The organism is Paenibacillus silviterrae (assembly GCF_030167925.1).
In the GTDB taxonomy this organism is placed as follows: Bacteria; Bacillota; Bacilli; order Paenibacillales; family NBRC-103111; genus Paenibacillus_G; species Paenibacillus_G silviterrae.
Genome location: NZ_JASKUT010000001.1, coordinates 699,167 through 718,931, shown reverse-complemented (window position 1 = coordinate 718,931; position 19,765 = coordinate 699,167). Strand labels below are relative to the sequence as shown.

Here is a 19,765-nt window from a genome sequence, read left to right as displayed (position 1 = left end):
TGAAAGAGAGGGATAACCACAATGAGTTACGCCATTTGTTATAAGGGTAAGCTGCTCAGTCAGGCAATGGATCGGGAACAGGCGGAAGCCAAGCTGCAGAAGCTCAGCACCTGCTTTATCGGCTTAGAGCTTGTGGAGGTGGAAACGAAGACGAAGGAAGAGACCGCGCCTCCCATTCACAAGGGTATGAATCTGCTTCAGATCATGGAAGCATAATATAAAAAGGAAAAAGCACAAGGTCCGTTCCCGGGAACAGACCTTGTGCTTTTTTTTGCTTGTTTGCTCTAGAATGCGGCAATAACCGCGTCCTTGTATTTTTCCTTTATAAAGTTCTTCACATCATCCGAGTTCAGCGCCTTAACCAGCTTCTGCATCGCTTCGGAGTCCTTATTGTCCGGACGCGCCGTCAAGATGTTGACATACGGGGAGTTCTTGTCTTCGATAAACAGCGCATCCTTCGTAGGAGACAGCTTCGCTTCCAGCGCATAGTTGGTATTGATCAGCGCAAGGTCTACTTCGCCCAGAGCGCGCGGCAGCATGGCTGCTTCCAGCTCCTTGATCTTCAGCTTTTTCGGGTTGTCGACAATGTCCTTCACTGTCCCCTTCACGCCTACGCCTTCCTTCAGCTTAATGAGGCTGTTCTTCTCCAGCAGCGCCAGTGCCCGGCCGCCGTTGGAAGGGTCGCTCGGAATTGCAACGGTTGCGCCCTCCTTCAGCTCATCCACCTTCTTGATTTTCTGGGAATAGGCGCCGAACGGCTCAATGTGGACGCCCGCCGCCTTCACGAGGTTCATGTTCTTGTCTTGATTGAACTGCTCCATGTACGGAATGTGCTGGAAGAAGTTAGCATCCAGCTGCTTCTCAAATACTTGAACGTTCGGCTGGACATAATCGGTAAATTCCTTGATTTCCAGATTTACGCCCTGCTCCTTCAGCTTAGGCTGCACGAATTTCAAAATTTCCGCATGGGGTACGGCTGTAGCGCCTACCTTCAAGGTAACCTCTTTCGCTGCGGGAGCCGGAGCCGCTGCATTGGAGCTTCCGGAGGAAGCTTCCTGCTTGGTTCCGCATGCGGACAAAGAGAGGGCAAGTACGATGGATAAAGCTGTTGTGACTACTTTTTTCATGTGAATGGTTCCTCCTGTAGTAAAAATGCAGTGAATATTTATATGAAGCCTTACTTGCGCTGATACTTCCGGACGAGCCGGTCGCCGAGCGTTTGCAGGACTTGAACGAGCGCAAGCAAAATGAGCACGGTCACAATCATCACAGTGGTCTGGAAGCGTTGATAGCCGTAGCGAATGGCCAAATCGCCCAGACCGCCGCCGCCGATAACTCCGGACATCGCCGTGTACGATACCAAAGTGACGGCTGTAATGGTGACGGCCGCTATGAGTCCCGGACGGGATTCCGGCAGCAGCACCTTCGTGATCAGCTGCATGCGGGTCGCTCCCATCGCTTGGGCCGCCTCGATAACACCTCGATCGACCTCGCGCAGCGCTGTCTCGACAAGCCGTGCGAAGAAGGGCGCTGCCGCGATGACAAGCGGCGGGATGGAGCCGGGAACGCCTAACGAGGTGCCCACAATTAACCGCGTAAGCGGAATGACCAGTATCATCAGAATGATGAACGGAACAGAGCGGAGCACGTTCACTACAAAGGATAGGACCGCGTAGATCAACGGCTGCTCCAGCAGCTGTCCTCTTCCCGTCAGATAGAGCACGATGCCGAGAGGCAAGCCGATGAGTACGGTGAATAGGGTGGAAGCCCCCAGCATGGAAAGTGTATCCAGCGTATTCGAGCCGATCTCGGCCCAGTCCAGCTCCATAAGCTTATCCATGCGTCAACACCTCCACATCCAGGCCGCGCTCGCGAAGCAGGTCGATGGCTCGCTGCGCCTCAGCTCCGGTCTCTCTAAGCTCCAGCAGCAGCTGACCATAGGGCGTATCCTTCAATCGCGATACCGTTCCTTGCAAAATGACGAAGGGCACCTTCGTATCGCGCATCGTTTCGTACAACACCGGCTCATACGTCATCTCACCAAGGAAGGTGATGAGGATGCGGGTTGTGTTCCCCGGCGCGCGCCCCGGCCATTCTGCAGTAAGCGGTTCGGAAGCCTCCGCTACAAACTGCTTCGTTGTAGGGTGCTGCGGCTTCAGAAATACATCCGTAACCGGGCCAAGCTCCACAATCCTGCCTCCGTCGAGTACAGCGACCCGGTCGCAGATCGAGCGGATGACCTGCATTTCGTGGGTGATCAGGACGATCGTGATGCCCAGCTCCCGGTTGATGTCCATAAGCAGGGCCAAAATCGACTGTGTCGTTTGCGGATCAAGCGCCGACGTTGCCTCATCGCACAGCAGCACCTTCGGATTCGTCGCCAGCGCTCTGGCGATGCCGACCCGCTGCTTCTGGCCTCCGGACAGCTGGGCGGGATATTTGTGCTCGTGGCCGCCTAGGCCGACGAGACGGATCAGCTCTTGAACCCGACGCTCTACTGAAGGCTTGTCCGCCTTGGCCAGCTTAAGCGGAAAAGCGATGTTATCCGAGACAGTTGCAGACGACAGCAAATTAAAGTGCTGGAAGATCATGCCGATCGAACGCCGTTCCACCTGAAGCTTGCGGTCATTCAGTGACGTAATGTCGATGCCGTCGACGATAACTTGCCCTGAGCTGGGCCGCTCCAGCAGGTTGATGGTCCGGATCAGCGTGCTTTTTCCAGCGCCGGAATGGCCAATGACACCGAAGATTTCGCCTTTGCTGATGGTAAGGTTTATATGGGATAAGGCTGTGATTTTTCTATCTTTTACCAGGTACTCCTTGGTAACTTCATGAAGCTGTATCAATTCATCCACCCCCTTGGTTAGGCATGAAAAAAGCCCCTGCACACAGAGGTACAGAGGCTGACTTTATCGCTCTTGTCCCTCTCATCTTCCAGAATCGCGCCGATTCTGGAGGAATTGGCACCATACTTCCCTGCGTTACGCATGGAACGGTTGCCGGGCTTCATCGGGCCTTTTCCCTCCGCCTCTCTTGATAAGAAGTTTGCTATTATTTTACCTTAGGTCATTAACAAGTAGTAATTTTATTACGAATTGACGATACTGTCAACCACTATTTGTTCTCTGGATCGACCAGTTGGCAATCCTTGAGCGGGATCAGACGCGTCTTATGCTTGAGCTTGTAGCCGAAGTAGAATGCCGCAAACAAAGGCAAGCCGATGTAGGACGAGAGCAGCGCCTTCCAATCGATTGCATCGCCGGTGACAGCCGAGTAGCCTTGCCCGATCATAACGAACAGGCAGAGTGCGAATGCAAAGATCGGTCCAAACGGATACCACCGTGCTTTGAAGGGCAGATCGTTGATACGAAAGCCTTGCAGCCGATACGCTTTGCGAAAGCGATAATGACTGACCGCGATCCCAAGCCACGCCAGAAATCCGCACATGCCGGACAAATTCAGCAGCCAGATGTAGACGACGCCGTCGCCGAACAGGGAGGTGAAAAATGCCAGCATCCCTACGGCTGCCGTCGCTAGCAGCGAGGTTACCGGAACCCCGCGGCGATTCAGCGCACCAAGCCACTGCGGCGCCTTCCCCTCCTTAGCGAGCACCCAAAGCATCCGGGTCGAGGCATACATTCCGGAGTTACCGGCGGAAAGCACCGAGGTCAGAATGATCGCGTTCATGACGGAAGCGGCAAAAGCCAAGCCGGCATTTTCGAATACGATGGTGAAGGGGCTTACCGCAATATTGTCGACGTCTCCGTTGATCAGCACCGGATTCGTATAGGAGATCAGCATCCCGATAACGAAAATAGCCAAAATATAAAATAAGAGGATGCGCCAAAATACTTGCCGGATTGCTTTCGGGATATTCACCCTCGGGTTCTCGCTCTCCCCTGCTGCAACCCCCAGCAGCTCCGTCCCTTGGAAGGAGAAGCCCGCCGCCATGAACACGCCCAGCATAGCCATAAAGCCTCCATGGAACGGAGCGTCGCCCTCTGTAAAGTGAGTGAACCCGACCGGTTGTCCGCCCAGAATCCCGAAGATCATGAGCAAGCCGACTCCGATAAACAGAATGACGGTAACGACTTTAATCAAGGCAAACCAATATTCGGCTTCCCCGAAGCCTTTGACCGATAAATAATTAAATAGCAGCATGATAGCAAGGAATAGCACACTCCAAGGCAAAGACGGCGTGTCGGGAAACCAGAACTTCATGATGAGTCCGGCGGCCGAAAGCTCGGCGGCGATCGTTACGGCCCAGTTGAACCAATAGTTCCAGCCGAGCGCATAGCCAAGCGCAGGGTCGACGAAACGTCCCGCATAAGTACTGAAAGAGCCGGACACCGGCATGTAGGCGGCCATCTCTCCCAGGCTGGTCATCAGGAAGTACACCATGATGCCGATCGCCGCATACGCCAGCAGCGCTCCGCCCGGTCCTGCCGTGGAAATGGCCCCGCCGCTGGCCAGGAACAAGCCGGTCCCGATGGAGCCCCCGATCGAGATCATCATCAGATGCCTTGCCTTCAGCCCGCGCTGAAGTTGTTTATTTTGTTTATTGCTCACTTGTACTACCCCTTCTTCCCTATGGACGAATCAATCCAAAAAACATCCACTAGTTTACTAGAAAATGCCGGGTTGTGGCAATGGAATTCTTTAGGCGGTAAGGTAGGTCCCGTTGAATGAAGGGGCGTCGATGCGGTATTATAAAAGTAAAATAACTTTTCGGTTGTAAAGCATACACCGTTCCTCCCTGCGCTCAAGTTAGGGATGGACGGTGTTTTTTTTGTGCTTATATCCGGCAGAGGAGTGAAGGCTATTGGTATTCGAAGCTTTGTATAAGGAATTTATGATTCGTCATGAGCGAGGCTGCTCCAAGGAACGGCTGCGGAGACTGCTATTGCCGTGGATTTCTCGCCCTCTCCCCCATGTTAGCGGCATGCTGGGACACTAACGTCACGGTAGCGCTGATCGCGCGGCGTCACGGACCTCGACATGCCTTGCAATAAAAAAGGATCTCCCGTGACTACCGGCATGGGAGATCCTCACTGCTTATGGCATCTTTTTTCCTCGCGAGGTAACGTAAAGCGAGTACCACTCTTCACGCGTCAGCGTAATGTCCATTGCCGCTGCACAGGCACGAATACGCTCCGGGCTCGTTGTGCCGATGACCGGTTGAATTCCGGCCGGATGGCGCATCAGCCAGGCGAGCACTACCGCTTCCGGCGTCGTTTCCTTTTGCTCGGCAAGCTTCTGGACCAACGCGGCGGTTTGCTTCACTTGGTCCGGCTGCCCGGCCAAATCACGCCCGGTGTACAGGCCTTTGGACAACGGCCCCCAGGATTGCACCTGAATGTTCTCAAGCCGGCAATGCTCCAGCGTGCCCTGGGCGAAATTCACTTCCGCCCCCGGCTTCTGGTTCACGAGTACCCCCGCATCGATCCAATCCAGCTTGGACAGGCTGAGCTCCAGTTGGTTAACGATGAGCGGCACGTCCAAGCTAGCTTGCAGCATTCTCATCTGAGCGGAGTTCATATTGGAAACGCCGAAGGTTTTTACTTTCCCTGCCCGCAGCAGCCGGTCGAACGCCTCCGCCACTTCCTCCGGCTCCATCAACGGATCCGGCCGATGCAGCAGCAGAATATCGATTGCATCAACCTTAAGGCGGCTCAAGATGCCGTCAACGCTTTGGACGATATGCTCCTTGGAAAAATCATACCGGCCCCGCCGACCCGGTCCATCCTCGAACCGGATGCCGCATTTGGACTGGAGCACCATTTTCTCCTTCAGCTCTGGGCGCTCGGCCAGCACTTGTCCAAATACTTGCTCCGCTTTACCATAAGCGTAAATATCCGCATGATCAAACATAGTAATTCCCGCGTTGAGGGCAGCATCTACAGCCTCATGAGCGGCACGCAGGTCCTCCGCAGTTAACGGATCCCGCTTCCAGCCTCCGCCTAGCCCCATACAGCCCAGCACCAATCGGCTTACGGCAAAGCCGCGTTGTTGCAAAGGTATTTTCCTCGACATGTCCAATCTCCCTCCGGCATTACATTGTCATCGGTACCTTACTCTCTACCTAGTATAGGCCACCACATCCCATTAAGAAATATCTGAAAAAATGTTCAGCTACTTACGTCGAGGTAACTACTCGTAAAAAGCATTGACAGCAGCCCAAAATGCTGATAATATTTAATCCATACTATTCCAATAGGAATTAATAAATTATAATCCACCGTACACAGCGGAGACGAATACCTGCCCGACAGGTATTGGGCTCCGTTTTTTTATTTCGCCCGGTACCTATAAAGCTTAGCGGTTGAAATACGCCGCATAATAGAACAGGAGGATTCATCTTATGCACATTCGAAAAAAACTAGGGATCATGGCACTGGTGGGAGCCCTCTCCCTTTCGATGCTGGCCGCCTGCGGAACCGTGCAAACTATAGCTACTCAAGGCGCAGGAGGCGGCGAAAAGCCCAAAGAAAGGGTCGTAGTCAATATCGGGGTGCAAGGAAAGACAGGGATTCTGCCCTATGCCAGGGAAAAGGGCTATTTCGAAAAGGCCTTTGCTTCAGTAGGAGCAGAGGTGAAATGGTCGGAATTTGCCAGCGGTCCGCCGCACTTCGAGGCGCTCACAGCCGGACGTATTGACTTCGGAGCTGTGGGAGGGACTCCTGTCGTGTCCGGGCAAACGGGAGGCGTCGACTTTAAGGCAATAGCCGTCACCTCCGACGGGAAGAAAGGGAACATGATTGTCATCCCCAAAAACAGTCCGATTAAAGAGCTGAAGGATTTAAAAGGGAGAAAGGTCGGGGTGGCCAAAGGGAGCAGTGCCTATAATTTCCTCTATATGGCTATCGATCGAGCCGGTCTGAAGGGGGATGACGTGAAGGTCATTCAGTTGCAGCCGGATGAAGCAAGACCTGCACTGGACAGCGGAGCCATTGATGCTTGGGCGGTGTGGGATCCGTATGCTACGACGGCCGTTCATCAAACCGGGGCCAAGTTCCTCGCTACCGGCCAGGATCTGAACATCAATGCACCCAGCTTCCTGATCGCCCGTACAAAGTTTACGAAGGAGCATCCGGAGTTGACGGTGTTATTTCTCAAAACCTACGAGGAAGCCCGTACCTATTTTGTTTCCCATCTGGATGAAGTGGTAGAGGATATTTCCAAAGCACAGAAGCTGGATAAGGCCATCACGGCAGAGGTGCTGAAAAATGCGGAGCCGATTCTATCGCCGGCTATTCCGGAATATGCCAAGGCGCACCAGGAGCAGGCGGACTTCCTTTACTCCGTTGGGGCGATCAATAAGAAGCTGGACACCTCTCAGGTTATTGACAATACGTTCGTAGAGCAAGCCTTAAAAAAATAAAGAAAACCTCTGCATTCAGCAGCGTTAAAAAAGACGCGTCAGCCCGGTTGATTTAGCCGTGCGCGCGTCTTTTTTTGTCATTATTTAATAATGGCGATCGATCCGATCAAAGGAAGGGGCTTCGCTTGACCCTGCGCCGCGTTCACAATCCCAAGGATCGCAAAGATCAGAACGAGCAGGTTCGCGATCGGCAGCAGCAGCCAGCCAATCAGCGGAATGATGCCCAGCACGATATTCACCGCAATGCTTAGAAGCAGCAGCAGCAGCCCCTGATTGGCATGATATCTTGCGAAGCGGGAATCCTTGGCGACCAGAAGCGGAACGAAGAACAAAATGTATCCGATAACCGCCATCCATTTATTGTTTTGTACGTCTGCTGCATCGTAGGAGCCTAAAGCCGTTTGATTCGTTTCCATAATTACACCTCGGTATCTAAGTTCTAAGCCTAGTATACCGGAATTCGCTGCCGAATTCTGTGTCGTATACTACAATCCTTCTACGGCCGACTGCAAATAATTCCTTTCCTGAGAGGCCGAATGGATCGGGGAACCCTCCCCTTTAGTGTAATCCGAGGCCTCTACAGCTTGCAGCATATGCCCGCGAATGCATTGCAAGGCATCCCTGCATGCGATCAATTGCTGCACCTCCATAGACAGCATCCTTTCAGAAATCTCTTTGGCGGCGGTTTCGCCGAGCCATGATTCAAGTTCCGACCAGAGGTACGAAGCCTTTTCGGCATTAGGGTGTTCGGGTTTATCGTTATGTATTGTCATGGAAGTCCCCTCCTCCCTCCATTATATCGAATTTTGTCGAATGAGTCATCATCAAATTAGCGGGACAAGCTGCATGCCACGAAACAAAGGGAGAAGTGCACCCGCTATGCACATCTCCCAAGTGTAAGCTATCCCGTAAAGCTGTCCCGCCATTTCAGCCATCTTTTTTCCAAGTAACGAACGAATGAATCCGAGCCTTTGCCGACAACAGCGAAAATGATGATCCCGACAAACACGATAGCCGTCTGTGAAAACTGTCTCGCGTCAAGAATCAGGTAGCCGACACCCTCGCTGGAGCCCATCAGCTCCGCGACGACCAAGCCCAGCCAGGCAACACCGATGGACAATCGCAGGCCGAGCAGAATGTTCGGCAGCGCCGCAGGCAGCACAAGCTTTGTAATTTGCTGCCAGCGGCTAAACTCCAGGATCCGCGCCACATCGAACAGCTTCGAATCGACATTGCGTATGCCAAGAAACGTATTAACGTACAGCGGGAAGAACGCCCCCTTCGCAATAAGCAGCACCTTGGAAAATTCCCCGAAGCCGAACCAAAGGATAAACAGCGGCGTTACCGCGAGATGCGGTATGGTACGGATCATTTGTACGGTAGGGTCAAGCGATTGTTCAAATTTCTTGAACAGCCCTGTAGCCAGCCCCAGCACAAGTCCAAGTCCCCCTCCCAACAGAAAGCCAAGCGCCGCACGATAGATGCTGATCTGCAGGTGCTTGAGAATTTCTCCCGAGGCCGTCAGCTCATAGAAGGTAACGGCAATGGTCGCAGGAGTCGGCAAAATATTGCCGGAAACGAAGCCCAGGGACCCCGCCAGCTGCCACAGGATCAGGATGAGAGCCGGCAATGCGCTGCCACGCGCGGCCCGTATCCAAGTGCTCTCCTTCGGCCCCGCGGAAGAAGGAAGCAGAGCTTCCTCCGAAGGTTGTAGTGTATTCCCCGCTTGCGTCCGGCTGCCGGCGCTTGCGGGTATGGTTTTGGCGGTTAAGCTCATGCATCATCTCACCTTTCCCCTCATTAAATCCCTGAGCTGTCGATCAGCTCCAGCTCTTCGACACGCTCGAATTCGCTGAGCACCTTATGGCGCAGCTGCTGGAACGAAACGGTCGATTTCTTGCGCGGATAGGGCAAATCCACGGGAATCACATGGCGTATCGTGCCGGGCCTCGCATTCATAATCACGACCCGGTTCGCCAGAAACACCGCTTCGTCAATATCATGGGTCACAAGAATCATGGTCGTCTGATTTTTTTGCCATATGTCCAGCAGCACCTCCTGCAGGTGTCCCCGCGTAAAAGCGTCCAAAGCGCCGAACGGCTCATCCAGCAGAAGCACCTTGGGATTGCGGAGCAAGGCGCGTGCGATCGCTACCCGCTGCGACATCCCGCCGGAGAGCTCCCGAGGATATGCCTTCTCGAAGCCGTTCAGCCGAACCAGAGCGATCAGTTCATCGACCTTGCGGCGCACCTCCGGATTCGTTAACGGCAAATCGGCCGCAATATTTTTCTCTACCGTTAGCCAGGGGAACAATCGATGCTCCTGAAAAATAAACCCTTTATCGATGCTTGGTCGCTCCACCTTCTCCTTCTCCAGCAGCACTTGCCCACGGTAGTCGGTATCCAGGCCGGCGACGATTTTGAGCAAGGTGCTCTTTCCGCAGCCGCTCGGTCCGATCACCGTGATGAATTCCCCGCGCTTTACTTGAAGCGAAATATCCTGAAGCGCTTGAACAGAGCCCTGAGGGGTGGGAAAAGACTTGAATAACCGTACAATATCCAATAGTACACTCATGGCTTCAGCTCCTTATGCACTCTCGATAGTCAGCTCCGTATTCTCTTGCGCTCGCTCTGCCAGCTTCTGCTTGACAAGCGGCAGCAGCAGCTCTCCTGTCGTTTTCGCTTCTTCCAGGTTCGGGTAGCCGGATAAAATAAAATAGGAAATGCCCAAATCCACGTATTCCAGGATTCGATCGGACACCTGCTCCGGTGTGCCTACAAGCAGCATCGAGCCGCCGCCCCTCACTGTAGAAAGTCCTGCCCATAGGTTCGGGGCGAGCAGAAAGTCATGGTCCCGCGACAGCTCACGCAACTCGTTTTGACGCTTCTGGTTGGTCGCATCGGTAGTGGCAAAGCGTTGATTGGAATTGTCGATTGCCTTCCGTTCCACTTTACTGATGATGTCCCACGCTTCACGCCATGCCTCTTCCTCTGTTTCCCGAACAAGCACCTGTGCCCTTAAGCCGTAACGAAGCGTTCTGTCGATTCCCTTCTCCCGCTTCAGCTCCGCACGAAGCTGCTCCAGCTCCGCAATCTGCTCGCGTATCCAATCGATCGGCTCCGCCCACATAAGAAAGACGTCGGCCGTTTCCACCGCAGTTCGCTTCCCGGCAGCCGAGCTGCCCCCAAAATATAAGGGAGGGTGCGGATTCTGAATCGGTGCGGGCAAGCTCGCCCCGTCCTCGAGCTGAAAGTACTTCCCTTGAAACTGTACGCGTTCCGCTCCTCCATAGGTAGAATTCGAGGCTAGGAAGCTATCCGAGCCTTTCTTTGATTGCGTCCAAACCTCTTTCACAATGTGAAGAAATTCCCTTGTTCGTTCGTAGCGGGCATCATGATCGTGGGCCAGCGGATCTCCGGTAGCGATAAGATCCTGCGGCGAGCCGCCCGTCACCACATTCACCAATGCCCGGCCTCCCGATATATAATCGAGTGAAGCAGCCATGCGAGCCGCCAGGACGGGCGCGATGAGTCCCGGACGGAATGCGACAAGCGGCTTAAGCTTCCGGGTATGGGCAGCGATGGCGGAGCCGACTACCCAAGAATCGATGCAAGAGCCCCCGGTGGGGATGAGTGCGAAAGTAAAGCCTGCTTCCTCCGCCGTCTTCGCTACTTGAATCATGTACTCTGCGGTAGATTCCCTTTCCGGCTTCACCCCGATATATTTGCCGTCGCCTGTCGTCGGTATGAACCAGCCGAACTCCACTTGCTGAGACTTGTTTGTCATAACATTTCACTCTCCTTTACATGTTTGAACGGATTCCCAACGATCAACTCAGAAGGGATAAAAAAAGGAGACTCCTCTTACCTGCTCCTTCAATAGGATGCGAGATAAGCGAAGCCTCCGGTGAACCGGTAGACATATTAACTACAATTCCAATGTGTTTACTATGTTTTAATGAGCTCAGTATAGTTCAGTATCCCATGCAGTGTCAATATCTTTTTTCTAACTTCGCATAAGAAGGAAATAGCGAGATCCCGAAGGACCCCGCTACGCTATCTACTAGTTGGTTGCACTCCCGCCGTATAGGAACCGATATTCCCAGTGACGTCCGGCGATCGAATCGGTCCGCACCCCGCCGGATTCAGGCGAATAGGTATGAAGCATCATTCCGTCGCCCAAGTAGATCGCTACGTGAGTAATCGTCTCGGCAGTTTTGTCAATGCCGCTGTAATCGGATGCGCTTGAGCCGTTATAGGACATGAAGAACATCAGATCACCGCGCTTCAGCTGACGCCAATCGGAAGTAACGGCACCCTGCTGCTTTACGTAATCGCCCTGGGCCCGGGAATCTCCCGGCACAACCGTCCGTGTAGCATCCCAGAAGGCTTGCTGCACCAGATCGGAGCAATCGAACGTCGCCGTATCGAACCGCTCCGAACCGAACTCATAGGGCGTCCCGGTGTAAGCCGAAGCCGCTTGTATGATGCTTTCAATTCGCTCCTGAAGAGGCAGCACAACGGTCGTTACCGAGAAATCTGCTGTAATATACTTACTGCTGCTGCTGAGATAGCCGACCACGCCATTTTTATCCTTTGCCTTATACCAGCTGTCATTGATTTTCTCCAGAACGAGAACCTCCTCGCCTGTAGACAGCATCCGGATTTTGGACGCTTCGGTGGAAGGACCGGTCCGGAAATTGACCCCATAGATGATTTTTGCATTGCTGATCAACGTTATGTACTTCGTGCCGGAGCTTACATAGCCCATAGTCCCCTGCTGATCCTGAATCCGGTACCAATAGGGATTTACCACGTCAAGAACGGTAACGACCTCTCCTGTCTTCAAATAACGCATGACCTGGCTTGAGGTGCTCGGCTGGTCCCGGAAGCTTACCCCGGCAACGGCTTGTGCCTTGGTGGGAACCGTTTCCTCCGCTTGTACAGCGGAACCTAGGGAAAGTACAATAAAGAGTAAGACCAATAAGGATGCAAGCTGCTTCTTCATGCTGTGATAACCTCCGTGTCTTTGGGTTGGAATGGAAAAGAACCCTCTCCTTACCAGCCGTTGAAGAAAGAGGGTTATCCCGGGTTCCCTAGATCCTTCGGCAGCTGGCGAGCATGGTTGAACGATCAACCGAAGCCCCTGTAGCTTTGCGTCACCGGCTTTCGCCGACTTTGCCATTATCGTGAGAGGTTAACTTAAATCATTTCGTGACTCTATTATAGTTTGAGTGGGTACCGATCGAAAATAGTCGAAACGATGCATCATTTCCCATGGGAAAACAAGGCTAGAAGCCCTATTGACCCCTTGTAATATAATGGAAATATAAATATAGGTCACAGCTTAGAGCGGTCCAACGCATGTAGCCTCACTCGATAATTGCAAAATGTTTAAAATTGTTTCACAAAGATTCCGTAAAAATTGCCCGTTGCTTCGAATAGTATGAAAAGAAACTATCCACGGGAGGTCTACACTATGGAGAAACGATGGACTCGCTACGAGCTGCAGGAGCCCTTGATTGCGCTGCATAACGGGCATCTGTACAAGGGACGGGACCTCGCACTGAGCCGCCAGGTTCTCGTGTTCATCGTCAAGCTTAGCGGCAGCTACCCGGCACAGGAGTATATAGAGGAATTGGGCAAAGGCGGGCATACGGCCTGGCCTTCCCTGCTGCATGTTCTGGATGCGGAGGTTACCGCTGAGCAGGTATCCATCATTCTGCCCTACGAGAAGGGAGAACCGCTGATCCGGTTGATCGAGCATCATACACTTTCCTTCGAGCAGATCGTCAAGCTGCTGGTCGAGCTGGGACACGACCTTCAGGACGTGCTGGAGCGGCGCCCGTTGGACTTTTCCTTACGGGCGGAAAATTTGTGGCTCCGGCATGACGGCAAATTGAACATCATTCACTCATGGGATAAGGGAACCGCAAAGGAGCGCCCCGCGAAGGAGCTTTGCCGATTGTTTTTCCAGCTGATTACCAGATCCTCCCATGTCCCGGAGAACTCCGAACCTTTCCGGGTTCGCCTTGCCGCGGCATTGGCGGAGCTCGGAGTACAGGAATCGGCCCGGAGCATTCTGGTTCAGGCGGCCCAGCGCACCATGCAGGAGCAAACCTCGCTGGCCGCCTGGATACGCAGTCTCCAGGACGCCTTGTCCGGCACAGGTGACCCCGAGGTCGCGTCAGTAGAGGAAACGGAAGAATACGAAGAAGAGGAACCCGTCAGGAAGAGGGGCTGGACCTCCTTTTTCGGTAAAAAAATGTGGATCGGCCTTACGGCCGGCGTGATCGGACTTGTTGTTTTTATCGGCGTATTTGCTTTACTGTTCGAAACTGTAGGAAAAATGCTTGCTTCAGATGAGAGAAAGCCGGCCGTCACGCAAGCTCCGCCCCCGGCTCAGGAGAACCCGGCTCAAGAAAAGCCGAAGCCCGCTCCCGAGCCGAAGCCTGCCCCTCCGGCCGGAGACGGACCTGTTCAGGTGCCCGCCCTTAAGGGGCTTGGCAAGGAAGAGGCGGAGAAGCTGGCGCTTTCCTCCGGGTTGAAATACGCTTATTTCCTCGAAGTCAACGAGCAGCCGGCAGGTAAAGTGTTCAAGCAGGAGCCCCAGCCCGGCGAAACGGTGGATAAGGGGACCCGGGTTACCTTCTGGATCAGCAAAGGGAAGCCTTAAGGGCTATAAAAGCGCCCCTACGCACGCTTGCCATGGCAAACGTAATAAGGCGGTTGAGGGCTTATCTAAGCCTCCTCCGCCTTATTGTGCTTGCCGCAAGCCTTCTCGGCTACTTCACAGCTATTGCCGCCACCGTCGATAAGAAATGGGCCAGCACGGCACCCACTTGGTCGACATGAGACTCATTGATTTTGTTTTTGTACTGCATAGTGACCCTCAGAATATCTTGCTCCGGCTGAAGCAAGCGCTGCTCCCAGCTGTATGCGGTTCGCCGCTCCAGCTCAAGCACCGTGGAATCGGCCCAATCGGCCCACAGCTTGTCCGATTGCGACTGCACATACGACTCGTAAGCCGAAGGCATATCGATCCATAGCTGCAGCGACACCCCGGGCTCCTCCTCCGCAAGACGCAGCCCCCGCAGCTCCCCTGCAAAATCCAGCAGCTCGCTCGTTAAGGTGAAACCGGCACTGCATGCTCCTCCCGTATGACGGAACGTGATGCTAAAGCTTCGGCTCATATCCGCCAGGTTCACCAAATCCTCGCGCATCGTAATCAGAAATTCCCCTTGCGCATCAAGATCATAGGCCTCTCCTTCGAAAACTACCTTCAAATTGTCATAAATCGTCGGATCAAACATACCCATCTCTCCCCTGTCTTCCTGCATAATCCATCCTTATTATTATCATAGTAAAAGGGATTCCCAAAAGAAAGGAGGGACAACCCATGGCTGACAAAGCAACCCAAGCGCAAAATTCCGTGGAAACGGCCCATAACGCCGTACAATCCGCCGAAGCGAACCCTACTGACCGTCAAGTCGCTCAGGCCCAGCGTTCCCTTCGCCATGCGCAAGCTGCCGTTGATCAAGCGTTGGAAAGCAGCAGCAACGAATCGGCAGTCACCTCGTCCGTGAATCAATTAGCGGAGGACCAAGCTGCTATCAACGACAGTGCTTCCGAATAATCGGAGGGCGATGCCTTAAAGCCTGTGTCCGCTGTCAGCATACGGACACAGGTTTTTTACGTTAAGCATGTCTACTTTGGTTTATGCTCCGCTTTCTGGTATGATGTCTAAATGCATCAGGAACTCTTCATTTCTTTCCAGCAAAGTTAACGTAAAGGAACGATCATAGCATGAACCAAACCTACACCCTGCGCCAAAAAATCAAACAGCTTCTCTTTGTATTATTGCCGATCCTGGGAACTCAGGTGGCTATGTTTGCCATGAGCTTCTTCGATGTGTTCATGACCGGTCATTACAGCGCTGTCGACCTGGCCGGCGTTGCGATCGGAACGAGCCTTTGGGTGCCCGTGCAAACCGGACTCAGCGGTATCCTGCTTGCCGTCACTCCGATCGTGGCGCAGCTTGCGGGCGCAAACCGCAAAGACTCCGTCCCTTTTAAAGTCGTACAGGCCTTATACGTATCAGTCCTGCTTTCTACAGCCGTAATTGTCATCGGCTTCTTCACCGTGAATCCGATTCTGAGCCTAATGGGGCTTGAAGCGAAGGTGGAGAGCATGGCCAGAGACTATTTGATCGCCATTGCCGCCGGAATCCCGGGACTGTTTCTTTACACCGTGCTCCGCTGCTTCATCGACGCGCTGGGACACACGCGAACCTCCATGTACATCAGCTTCGTTTCGCTGCCCATCAACGGACTGCTGAACTACTTGTTCATTTATGGGAAGATGGGGCTGCCTGAGCTCGGCGGAGCAGGAGCGGGCGTCGCTTCCGCCATTACCTACTGGGTCATTTTTTTGATCGCGTGGCAGGTCGTCGCTCGGATCAAGCCGTTTACGGAATATGCTGTCGTCAGCCGGTTTTATCGAATCTCCCTATCCGATTGGAAGGAGCTCCTGACGATCGGACTGCCGATCGGGCTGTCCATTTTTTTCGAGGTAAGCATCTTTGCCGCCGTGACCATGCTCATGAGTGAATACAGCACGATGACCATAGCGGCGCATCAGGCGGCCATCAACTTCGCTTCCTTCCTGTACATGATCCCGCTTAGCATCTCCATGGCGCTGACGATCCTGATCGGGTTCGAGGTCGGGGCGCGCCGGTTCCGTGACGCCCGCATCTACGGCCGGCTCGGCATCGGCTTCGCCTTGGGCATGGCTGGAATTTGTACAGTGATTCTCCTGCTCTTTACCAAGCCGATTGCAGGCATCTACACCGGCGATCCGGAGCTTCTTGAGCTGACGGGACATTTTTTACTCTATGCCATCTTCTTTCAGCTCTCCGATGCCGTGGCCGCTCCTATTCAAGGGGCGCTTAGAGGCTATAAGGACGTGAACGTCACCTTCATGGTAGCGCTGATATCTTATTGGGTCGTAGGACTTCCGTTCGGCTATATTCTGGCTCATTATACTGAAATGGGTCCGTTCGGCTACTGGATCGGATTAAGCACCGGCCTTACCTTGGGCGCCATCGGACTATTCATACGTCTGGTGCGGATTCAAAAGAAAGTGCACTTGCCCGCAAGCTCCGAAACTTAAGAAGCGTTAGCCCTCTCCTCCCCTTCCTCTTGCTCAGCGTCCGAGGCCAGGCACAGCCCCGCCTGATACTTGGTGTTGTCCACAAACACAAAGCCGGTGAGAAACACGCTCTCCTCGGGCTGCTTCGTCACGACATGGAGCTTTTGGCAATTCAGACAATAATACATGGAATCCGACCTCTTTTCCGTCATTAAGACAATGATAGACAAAGCATATGCCGGATCCGCGCGAAACATACCTAAAAAAAGCCTGTCAGCACCGGAGCACCTCTCCTGCCGACAGGCTTTGGGCGTTAGCTTCCTGTTTGAATCAGACGTACCGATTGCTCCTGCAGTTGCTGTATATATGCCGTATCCGTCTGCCGGTCCGTGATCACCGTATCGATCTGTTCCCAATCGGCGACATGGGCGAACGACTGCTGTCCGAATTTGCTGTAGTCTGCCATCAAAACCACCTGATCGGCGATTTCGATCATTTTTTGCTTGATCAGCGCCTGCAGCTCATTCGATTCGCTGACCCCCCGCTCCGGATGAACACCCTTGCAGGAGAGAAACGCTTTATCCACGTGATACGTGCGAAGCGAACGCTCCGCAAGAGGGCCTACGTACGAAAGTGAACGCGAAGTGAGCCGCCCCCCGGTGCTGATCACCTGAATTTTCTCCTTCGTGCTCAGCTCCATCGTCACCCTGATCGAATTGGTCACAACCGTTAGCGGAACGTCCGGCAGAATTTGGGCCATATACCAGGCGGTAGAGCTCGCATCGAGAATAATCCGGTCGTTCGGTTGGATCAGGCTGATAGCCGAAGCGGCAATGTCCCGCTTTTGCTCGGCATTCGTCGTTTCCCTGACCAAATAAGGAATTTCCGAGGTGCCCTCGGATTGAACGCTTACCGCCCCGCCATGGCTCCTGCGGAGCTTTCCTTCACCCTCCAGCCGGTCCAGGTCGCGCCGGATCGTTTCCTCCGTCACCTGACAAAGCTCACTCAGCTCGGTCACCCGAATACTCCCTCGTTCATTCACCAGCTGTACGATTTTCTGCCATCTCTCTGCCACCAGCATTGCTTTCATCCGCTCCCTTGATTTTCCGTACCTATCCTTCCCTGCTCTCTATTGTACAACAAGACGGTCCGGCAGACTACCTGAAGCGGTTCGGTCATCAAATACGCGCCCAGGGTCAGGGATTGACAATTTCTTCATATTCCTCTACAACCATAGAAAGGAGTCATGCCACGCACTCTCCCGAAGAGTTCTATGCCTGGCTGGCTTACCTAAAGGAAGTCAAGGCGTATGGGACGGAGTAACGGCGGGGCTGCAATTTTTGGGCGACACCCGAATGCTCCGAATCGTGGAAGAAGCGACCTCCTTCATAGGTGAACGCAATCGCCGTCTCGGGCTCACTTGGAACGATGAAACCGTTCAGCCTCATGAGTTCATCCAGTGGCAATAACACCGGTATACGAAAAAAACGGTATGCTCCCCGGCTCGACCGCCGGAAAGAACATACCGTTTTCACTGCAGATTACTCGCCGTCTTCCGGCGAAGAGAAGATCCCCATGCTCAGGTAACGCTCGCCTGTATCCGGGGCGATGCATACCACGCGCTTCCCCGCTCCCAGCTTGCGGGCCACCTGGATAGCCGCGAAGACGGATGCGCCGGACGAAGGACCTACCAGCATGCCCTCTTGACGCGCCAGATTCAGCGTTGTCTTAACCGCTTCCTCATCCCGGATTTGAATGATTTCATCGTATACCTTGGTGTTGAGGATTGCCGGAATGAAGCCGGGACTCGTCCCTACCAGCTTATGAGGACCCGGCTTTCCTCCGGATAATACCGGGGAGCCTTGAGGCTCCACAACCGCAATGTGCAGGTTCGGCAGGTGCTCGCGAAGCGTTTCCCCCGTACCGGTAATGGTGCCTCCCGTGCCCGCCGTCGCTACGAAGCCATCCAGCTTGCCGTCCATTTGCTCCAATATTTCCAGCGCCGTGGTCACACGGTGAATGTCGGGATTGGCCGGGTTCTCGAACTGCTGGGGAATGAAGCTGCCCGGAATTTGATCCCTCAGCTCCAACGCCTTGGCGATAGCGCCCGGCATCCTTTGTTCGCTGGGCGTCAAGACGACTTGTGCTCCGTATGCCTTAAGTATATTGATCCGTTCCTTAGACATATTGTCGGGCATAATGAGGATAGCCTTATACCCTCTCGCCGCTGCAATCATCGCTAAGCCGATGCCGGTGTTGCCGCTGGTCGGTTCAATAATGGTTGCACCCGGTCTCAGCAGCCCCTGACGCTCTGCTGCCGTGATGAGTCCGTATGCAGCGCGGTCCTTCACACTGCCCGACGGGTTGCATTTCTCCAGCTTCACATACACTTCCGCCGAGTCGGCCGGAACGATCCGCTGCAGCCGGACAACCGGCGTTTGGCCGATCAGCTCGGTAATATTGTTATACATTCCCATGATGATAGGTCCACCTGCCTTTACTTAGCCAAATCCAAGTGCTTCATGATCTGTTCGCGCAGCTGTACAAAATCCGCCCCGTTGCGGTTGCGCGGCCGCGGCACCGTCGACCGGATGGTCTCTACGATGCGGCCGGGGCGGGGGCTCATTACATATATCGTATCCGCCAGGTAAATGGCTTCATCAATATCATGAGTGATCAGCAGAACGGTTTTGCCCGTGCCTTCCCATAAGCGGATCAGCTCGTTTTGCATCGTAATTTTCGTAATTGCGTCCAAAGCTCCGAAAGGCTCATCCAGGAGAAGCACTTCAGGATCCATCACCAAGGCCCTGGCGATGGATGCGCGCTGTCTCATGCCTCCGGACAGCTGATGCGGGTAATACTTCTGGAAGCCGGCCAGCCCCACCTTCTCGAGCATGGCATCGGACTTCTGCTTACGCTCGGTTTTGGACATTCCGGCAAGCTCAAGCCCGAAGCCTACGTTCTGCTCCACCGTTCTCCACGGATACAAGGCATGCTCTTGGAAAATCAGCACTCGGCTGGGATCCGGTGCTTGAATCGGCTTCGCATTTGCGGTCACGACTCCCGTTGTCGCCGTTTCCAAACCGGCAATCATCCGAAGCACCGTACTTTTACCGCACCCGGAGGGACCGACAATCGCAGCGAATTCTCCCTGCTCCAGTCGAATATTGACCTGCTTTAACACCTCTAAAGTTCCGAACGCTTTGGAGACGTTGTCTACATGGATGGTTTGCAC

General features: G+C 53.8%; 21 protein-coding genes and 2 riboswitches. Of the genes, 5 read left to right on the top strand and 16 right to left on the bottom strand.

Annotated features, from left to right (window positions below; genetic code table 11):
• Positions 1–21 precede the first annotated feature (21 nt).
• The gene (locus QMO62_RS02925) at positions 22–216 is read left to right on the top strand and encodes a hypothetical protein (protein ID WP_284638621.1); all 195 of its coding nucleotides are present in this window, start codon (positions 22–24) and stop codon (positions 214–216) included.
• Positions 217–284: 68 nt separating this feature from the next.
• Here QMO62_RS02925 and QMO62_RS02920 read toward each other — a convergent pair whose 3' ends face one another.
• The 5 genes from QMO62_RS02920 to QMO62_RS02900 form a co-directional block, all read right to left on the bottom strand.
• Positions 285–1,127 carry a MetQ/NlpA family ABC transporter substrate-binding protein gene (locus QMO62_RS02920; protein WP_284638620.1) on the bottom strand — a complete coding sequence of 281 codons (843 nt, stop codon included), beginning with the start codon at positions 1,125–1,127 and terminating at the stop codon, positions 285–287.
• Between the two features lie 50 nt (positions 1,128–1,177).
• Complete coding sequence (locus QMO62_RS02915; protein ID WP_284638619.1) at positions 1,178–1,840, bottom strand: methionine ABC transporter permease; 663 nt, start codon at positions 1,838–1,840, stop codon at positions 1,178–1,180.
• Positions 1,833–2,846 (bottom strand): methionine ABC transporter ATP-binding protein, encoded by a 1,014-nt coding sequence (locus tag QMO62_RS02910; RefSeq protein ID WP_284638618.1) that lies wholly within the window; start codon positions 2,844–2,846, stop codon positions 1,833–1,835. Before QMO62_RS02910 ends, QMO62_RS02915 begins: the two co-directional genes overlap by 8 nt.
• Positions 2,847–2,924: 78 nt before the next feature.
• Positions 2,925–3,043, bottom strand: a riboswitch (SAM riboswitch).
• A 71-nt stretch (positions 3,044–3,114) separates the two neighbouring features.
• A complete protein-coding gene (locus tag QMO62_RS02905) occupies positions 3,115–4,515 on the bottom strand; it encodes an amino acid permease (RefSeq protein WP_284644842.1) in 1,401 nt (466 codons plus the stop codon).
• Between the two features lie 540 nt (positions 4,516–5,055).
• The gene (locus tag QMO62_RS02900) at positions 5,056–6,033 is read right to left on the bottom strand and encodes an aldo/keto reductase (protein ID WP_284638617.1); all 978 of its coding nucleotides are present in this window, start codon (positions 6,031–6,033) and stop codon (positions 5,056–5,058) included.
• Between the two features lie 328 nt (positions 6,034–6,361).
• On the opposite strand from QMO62_RS02900, the gene QMO62_RS02895 reads away from it, so the two are divergent.
• Positions 6,362–7,381 carry an aliphatic sulfonate ABC transporter substrate-binding protein gene (locus tag QMO62_RS02895; RefSeq protein ID WP_284638616.1) on the top strand — a complete coding sequence of 340 codons (1,020 nt, stop codon included), beginning with the start codon at positions 6,362–6,364 and terminating at the stop codon, positions 7,379–7,381.
• 80 nt (positions 7,382–7,461) lie between these two features.
• Here the strand turns inward: QMO62_RS02895 and QMO62_RS02890 are convergent, their stop codons facing one another.
• From QMO62_RS02890 to QMO62_RS02865, 6 genes are all read right to left on the bottom strand, one after another.
• Positions 7,462–7,797: a DUF4870 domain-containing protein gene (locus tag QMO62_RS02890; protein ID WP_284638615.1), complete on the bottom strand. Its 336-nt coding sequence runs from the start codon at positions 7,795–7,797 to the stop codon at positions 7,462–7,464.
• A 69-nt stretch (positions 7,798–7,866) separates the two neighbouring features.
• Positions 7,867–8,154, bottom strand: coding sequence for a hypothetical protein (locus QMO62_RS02885; protein ID WP_284638614.1), 288 nt, complete (start codon positions 8,152–8,154; stop codon positions 7,867–7,869).
• A gap of 128 nt (positions 8,155–8,282) precedes the next feature.
• Positions 8,283–9,158: an ABC transporter permease gene (locus QMO62_RS02880; protein ID WP_284638613.1), complete on the bottom strand. Its 876-nt coding sequence runs from the start codon at positions 9,156–9,158 to the stop codon at positions 8,283–8,285.
• A 23-nt stretch (positions 9,159–9,181) separates the two neighbouring features.
• Entirely contained in the window at positions 9,182–9,955 is a 774-nt protein-coding gene (locus QMO62_RS02875; protein WP_284638612.1) for an ABC transporter ATP-binding protein, read from the bottom strand.
• A 12-nt stretch (positions 9,956–9,967) separates the two neighbouring features.
• Entirely contained in the window at positions 9,968–11,167 is a 1,200-nt protein-coding gene (locus QMO62_RS02870) for an LLM class flavin-dependent oxidoreductase (protein WP_284638611.1), read from the bottom strand.
• Positions 11,168–11,443: 276 nt separating this feature from the next.
• Complete coding sequence (locus QMO62_RS02865; protein ID WP_284638610.1) at positions 11,444–12,388, bottom strand: C40 family peptidase; 945 nt, start codon at positions 12,386–12,388, stop codon at positions 11,444–11,446.
• A gap of 96 nt (positions 12,389–12,484) precedes the next feature.
• A riboswitch (cyclic di-GMP riboswitch) is annotated at positions 12,485–12,573 on the bottom strand.
• A 286-nt stretch (positions 12,574–12,859) separates the two neighbouring features.
• Between QMO62_RS02865 and QMO62_RS02860 the strand changes: the two genes are divergently transcribed.
• Positions 12,860–14,056 carry a PASTA domain-containing protein gene (locus QMO62_RS02860; protein WP_284638609.1) on the top strand — a complete coding sequence of 399 codons (1,197 nt, stop codon included), beginning with the start codon at positions 12,860–12,862 and terminating at the stop codon, positions 14,054–14,056.
• Positions 14,057–14,165: 109 nt separating this feature from the next.
• Here QMO62_RS02860 and QMO62_RS02855 read toward each other — a convergent pair whose 3' ends face one another.
• Complete coding sequence (locus QMO62_RS02855; RefSeq protein WP_284638608.1) at positions 14,166–14,693, bottom strand: hypothetical protein; 528 nt, start codon at positions 14,691–14,693, stop codon at positions 14,166–14,168.
• Between the two features lie 86 nt (positions 14,694–14,779).
• On the opposite strand from QMO62_RS02855, the gene QMO62_RS02850 reads away from it, so the two are divergent.
• Together QMO62_RS02850 and QMO62_RS02845 are read left to right on the top strand one after the other, a co-directional pair.
• The gene (locus QMO62_RS02850) at positions 14,780–15,016 is read left to right on the top strand and encodes a hypothetical protein (protein ID WP_284638607.1); all 237 of its coding nucleotides are present in this window, start codon (positions 14,780–14,782) and stop codon (positions 15,014–15,016) included.
• A gap of 170 nt (positions 15,017–15,186) precedes the next feature.
• Positions 15,187–16,551, top strand: a complete 1,365-nt coding sequence (locus tag QMO62_RS02845) for an MATE family efflux transporter (protein ID WP_284638606.1) — start codon at positions 15,187–15,189, stop codon at positions 16,549–16,551.
• Here QMO62_RS02845 and QMO62_RS02840 read toward each other — a convergent pair.
• The 4 genes from QMO62_RS02840 to QMO62_RS02825 all read right to left on the bottom strand — a co-directional run bounded on the left by QMO62_RS02840 (position 16,548) and on the right by QMO62_RS02825 (position 19,765).
• Positions 16,548–16,742, bottom strand: a complete 195-nt coding sequence (locus QMO62_RS02840) for a DUF3973 domain-containing protein (protein WP_284638605.1) — start codon at positions 16,740–16,742, stop codon at positions 16,548–16,550. The genes QMO62_RS02845 and QMO62_RS02840 overlap by 4 nt on opposite strands.
• 101 nt (positions 16,743–16,843) lie before the next feature.
• A complete protein-coding gene (locus QMO62_RS02835) occupies positions 16,844–17,611 on the bottom strand; it encodes a DeoR/GlpR family DNA-binding transcription regulator (protein ID WP_284644841.1) in 768 nt (255 codons plus the stop codon).
• 460 nt (positions 17,612–18,071) lie between these two features.
• A complete protein-coding gene (cysK, locus tag QMO62_RS02830; RefSeq protein ID WP_284638604.1) occupies positions 18,072–19,007 on the bottom strand; it encodes a cysteine synthase A in 936 nt (311 codons plus the stop codon).
• 20 nt (positions 19,008–19,027) lie between these two features.
• Positions 19,028–19,765: an ABC transporter ATP-binding protein gene (locus tag QMO62_RS02825; protein WP_284638603.1), complete on the bottom strand. Its 738-nt coding sequence runs from the start codon at positions 19,763–19,765 to the stop codon at positions 19,028–19,030.

Bases quoted from the DNA above. Each gene is read 5' to 3' on its own strand.
- QMO62_RS02925 (WP_284638621.1), top strand. From the start codon at position 22: ATGAGTTACGCCATTTGTTATAAGGGTAAGCTGCTCAGTCAGGCAATG.
- QMO62_RS02920 (WP_284638620.1), bottom strand. From the start codon at position 1,127: ATGAAAAAAGTAGTCACAACAGCTTTATCCATCGTACTTGCCCTCTCT.
- QMO62_RS02915 (WP_284638619.1), bottom strand. From the start codon at position 1,840: ATGGATAAGCTTATGGAGCTGGACTGGGCCGAGATCGGCTCGAATACG.
- QMO62_RS02905 (WP_284644842.1), bottom strand. From the start codon at position 4,515: ATGATGATCTCGATCGGGGGCTCCATCGGGACCGGCTTGTTCCTGGCC.
- QMO62_RS02900 (WP_284638617.1), bottom strand. From the start codon at position 6,033: ATGTCGAGGAAAATACCTTTGCAACAACGCGGCTTTGCCGTAAGCCGA.
- QMO62_RS02895 (WP_284638616.1), top strand. From the start codon at position 6,362: ATGCACATTCGAAAAAAACTAGGGATCATGGCACTGGTGGGAGCCCTC.
- QMO62_RS02890 (WP_284638615.1), bottom strand. From the start codon at position 7,797: ATGGAAACGAATCAAACGGCTTTAGGCTCCTACGATGCAGCAGACGTA.
- QMO62_RS02885 (WP_284638614.1), bottom strand. From the start codon at position 8,154: ATGACAATACATAACGATAAACCCGAACACCCTAATGCCGAAAAGGCT.
- QMO62_RS02880 (WP_284638613.1), bottom strand. From the start codon at position 9,158: ATGAGCTTAACCGCCAAAACCATACCCGCAAGCGCCGGCAGCCGGACG.
- QMO62_RS02875 (WP_284638612.1), bottom strand. From the start codon at position 9,955: ATGAGTGTACTATTGGATATTGTACGGTTATTCAAGTCTTTTCCCACC.
- QMO62_RS02870 (WP_284638611.1), bottom strand. From the start codon at position 11,167: ATGACAAACAAGTCTCAGCAAGTGGAGTTCGGCTGGTTCATACCGACG.
- QMO62_RS02865 (WP_284638610.1), bottom strand. From the start codon at position 12,388: ATGAAGAAGCAGCTTGCATCCTTATTGGTCTTACTCTTTATTGTACTT.
- QMO62_RS02860 (WP_284638609.1), top strand. From the start codon at position 12,860: ATGGAGAAACGATGGACTCGCTACGAGCTGCAGGAGCCCTTGATTGCG.
- QMO62_RS02855 (WP_284638608.1), bottom strand. From the start codon at position 14,693: ATGTTTGATCCGACGATTTATGACAATTTGAAGGTAGTTTTCGAAGGA.
- QMO62_RS02850 (WP_284638607.1), top strand. From the start codon at position 14,780: ATGGCTGACAAAGCAACCCAAGCGCAAAATTCCGTGGAAACGGCCCAT.
- QMO62_RS02845 (WP_284638606.1), top strand. From the start codon at position 15,187: ATGAACCAAACCTACACCCTGCGCCAAAAAATCAAACAGCTTCTCTTT.
- QMO62_RS02840 (WP_284638605.1), bottom strand. From the start codon at position 16,742: ATGACGGAAAAGAGGTCGGATTCCATGTATTATTGTCTGAATTGCCAA.
- QMO62_RS02835 (WP_284644841.1), bottom strand. From the start codon at position 17,611: ATGCTGGTGGCAGAGAGATGGCAGAAAATCGTACAGCTGGTGAATGAA.
- cysK (WP_284638604.1), bottom strand. From the start codon at position 19,007: ATGGGAATGTATAACAATATTACCGAGCTGATCGGCCAAACGCCGGTT.